This window comes from Fretibacterium fastidiosum (assembly GCF_000210715.1).
Taxonomy (GTDB): domain Bacteria; phylum Synergistota; class Synergistia; order Synergistales; family Aminobacteriaceae; genus Fretibacterium; species Fretibacterium fastidiosum.
In genome coordinates this window covers 219,798-221,934 of the sequence record NC_021038.1, presented here as the reverse complement: position 1 = coordinate 221,934, position 2,137 = coordinate 219,798, and the positions used below count along the sequence as shown (strand labels likewise).

The 2,137-nt window shown below is 66.2% G+C and carries 5 protein-coding genes; 4 read left to right on the top strand and 1 reads right to left on the bottom strand.

The window, feature by feature from the left end; genetic code table 11:
* The coding region (locus SY1_RS01010; RefSeq protein ID WP_208872510.1) for a hypothetical protein at positions 1 to 501 on the bottom strand (501 nt) is incomplete at its 3' end.
* Positions 502 to 868: 367 nt separating this feature from the next.
* Here SY1_RS01010 and SY1_RS01005 point away from each other — a divergent pair.
* The 4 genes from SY1_RS01005 to SY1_RS00990 form a co-directional block, all read left to right on the top strand.
* Positions 869 to 1,291: a helix-turn-helix domain-containing protein gene (locus tag SY1_RS01005; RefSeq protein ID WP_015555890.1), complete on the top strand. Its 423-nt coding sequence runs from the start codon at positions 869 to 871 to the stop codon at positions 1,289 to 1,291.
* A gap of 77 nt (positions 1,292 to 1,368) precedes the next feature.
* Entirely contained in the window at positions 1,369 to 1,644 is a 276-nt protein-coding gene (locus SY1_RS12510) for an ImmA/IrrE family metallo-endopeptidase (protein WP_208872509.1), read from the top strand.
* Entirely contained in the window at positions 1,644 to 1,829 is a 186-nt protein-coding gene (locus SY1_RS12505; RefSeq protein ID WP_015555888.1) for a hypothetical protein, read from the top strand. Before SY1_RS12510 ends, SY1_RS12505 begins: the two co-directional genes overlap by 1 nt.
* Positions 1,830 to 1,935: 106 nt before the next feature.
* On the top strand, positions 1,936 to 2,137 hold a 202-nt coding region (locus tag SY1_RS00990), incomplete at its 3' end, for a C69 family dipeptidase (RefSeq protein WP_208872508.1).

Sequence of the window (2,137 nt, the reverse complement as noted above, 5' to 3'; positions counted from 1 at the left end):
GACGCCCCACTTCGACGTGAAGCGGCTGTCCGTCAGGCTGATGCGGTCCAGGGGGACCTCGCCGCCGCCGCTCCCGCCCTGGGGAAGCTCAAGCTTCCGGACCTCATCGAGGAGCTGGTCGAGGTCCATGTCCACCCCGCCGACCGACAGGTTCGCCAGCCGCAGTGACCCCCTCAGGAGCGCCGAGAAGTTCAGGCTGGCGGAGAGGGACCGCGCGGAGAGGAGCCGATCCCCGCTCTCGGTGGCGACGGAGAAGTCGGAGATTCGGTAGCCCTTCAGGGGGTTCCCGCTGACGCCCTCGGCCGTCAGCTCCAGCCGGGCCTGCTTCTTCAACTGCTCCTTTGCGACGCCGAGGATCAGGTCGCCCCCGATGTCAACGAAGGACAGGATGCCTCCTATGACGGCAAGCAGGGCGACGAGGCCAAGGAGAAATTTGACGACGCCGTGCCCTCCTCCCCTCGCTGTCCTCCGGCCGGGCCTTGCGCGTGCTCCGTCTCCCATGAAACGCACTCCCCTTCGTGAAATAATCATGGATCGCGCCGCGCCGTGAACGCGGCGTTCGATTGCTTAACCATTCAATAATAGGACGAAATGCCGTAAATGCCATCCGTGAAAAACATCAGGCGGGAGCGTCGGGGCCGCCGGGCGGCTCATCCGGGGGCGGAGGAGGCCGTTTCGGCGCGAGGCCCGGCAGGAGTTTCACCAGAGGCCCGCCCGTTGAACGGCATCAACGTTAACTGCATAAGCAATTATCTCGTTGTCACCATGTTATTATATAGGGGCGTGACGGGGGGACACTCCTGAGACACTTTCTGAGAAAATGCAGTGCCGCCGGATGCTGCTGAATTTTGAGGAGGGGGATTTTAGGATGGCTTCGATCGGCGCCAACATCAAGGCGCGCCGCCGGGCGCTGGGCATGAACCAGGAGGAGCTGGCCAGGAAGCTGGGGGTGACGCAGGCGAACATCAGCCGCATCGAGTCGAGCGTCAAGGGGCTCAGCTCGGACATGCTGCTGCCCATCGCCTCGGCGCTCTCCTGCGACGTGCGGGAGCTCCTGGGGCTGAAGTGCGACGACAGGACGGAGCTCTCGGCGCTGGGCGAGGACGCCCGCACCTTCGTGACCCGAACGCTCGAGAACGACCCGCAGCTGGCCCTGTACCTTCGCAGCTTCGTGAAGGACCAGGACTCCTTCACGGAGGAGGACTGGAAGTTCCTGGCCTCGAGCCTGAGGCTGGCCCTGGGCTATGCCGTGGACGCCATCAAGACGCGTCGCGTCCGGGACGGGTTTTGAAGGCGATGTTCCAGGATGGGCTTTTGGGCCCTGCGCGGGAGGCTGCGGCGTCCCTCCTGCGATCGACGATGCCGCGGATGTCCGCGCCACCGGTGAGCTTGAGCGTCATCTGCGACCACCTGGACATCGAGGTTTACGCCCAGCCCTGCGACGCCTTCGGGGCGCTTTTGGCGGAGGTTCGGGGACGGCGGGTCCTGATGGTCAACACCTCGATCCCCCTCGTCCGGGCGCGCTTCTCCATCGCCCACGAGCTGGGACACGCCCTCCTGGGGCACCGCTCCGCCCTGGAGCGGCCCTCCCTGTCGGACGAGCGGCAGGACGCCAGGCCGACCTCTTCGCGGCGGAGCTCCTGATGCCCCTTGCGATGGTCGCCGCCGAGGCCGGAGCCGGCCCGGAGGCGCTTGCCCGGCGCTATCGGGTGTCCCGTCAGGCCATGGCGCTGCGGCTTCGCTCCATCTCCGCCCTCGTGAGGGCCGAACGCCCCGATCCGCTCACGGCGGCGCTCTCCTGCGGCGGAACGTTTTGTCCGTCGGCCTGAACGGGGCCTGTCCGTTTTGTCGATTTGGTGCGATAATAAACAATTCACCCATATCTTTGGAGGTGGCCCGCGAGGTCGGGCGCCTCTGCCGAGGAGGTCCGTTTGGATGTTTCTGTTGATGACAGCGGCGGTTTTCGGTGCGCTCGTGCTGGCGCTCCTTTGGGGGCGGCCCGCGCACGCCTGCATGACGGTGTTGGTGGGGCGCAGAGCCTCCGAGAACGGCGTGGTCCTGGTGGGGCACAACGAGGACAGCCGCGGACGCTACGTGATGCTGACCCACATGACGGCCCCCGTCGTCCGGACCGCTC

Coding starts and splice junctions, on each gene's coding strand:
- SY1_RS01005 (WP_015555890.1), top strand. CDS start 869: ATGGCTTCGATCGGCGCCAACATCAAGGCGCGCCGCCGGGCGCTGGGC.
- SY1_RS12510 (WP_208872509.1), top strand. CDS start 1,369: ATGTCCGCGCCACCGGTGAGCTTGAGCGTCATCTGCGACCACCTGGAC.
- SY1_RS12505 (WP_015555888.1), top strand. CDS start 1,644: ATGCCCCTTGCGATGGTCGCCGCCGAGGCCGGAGCCGGCCCGGAGGCG.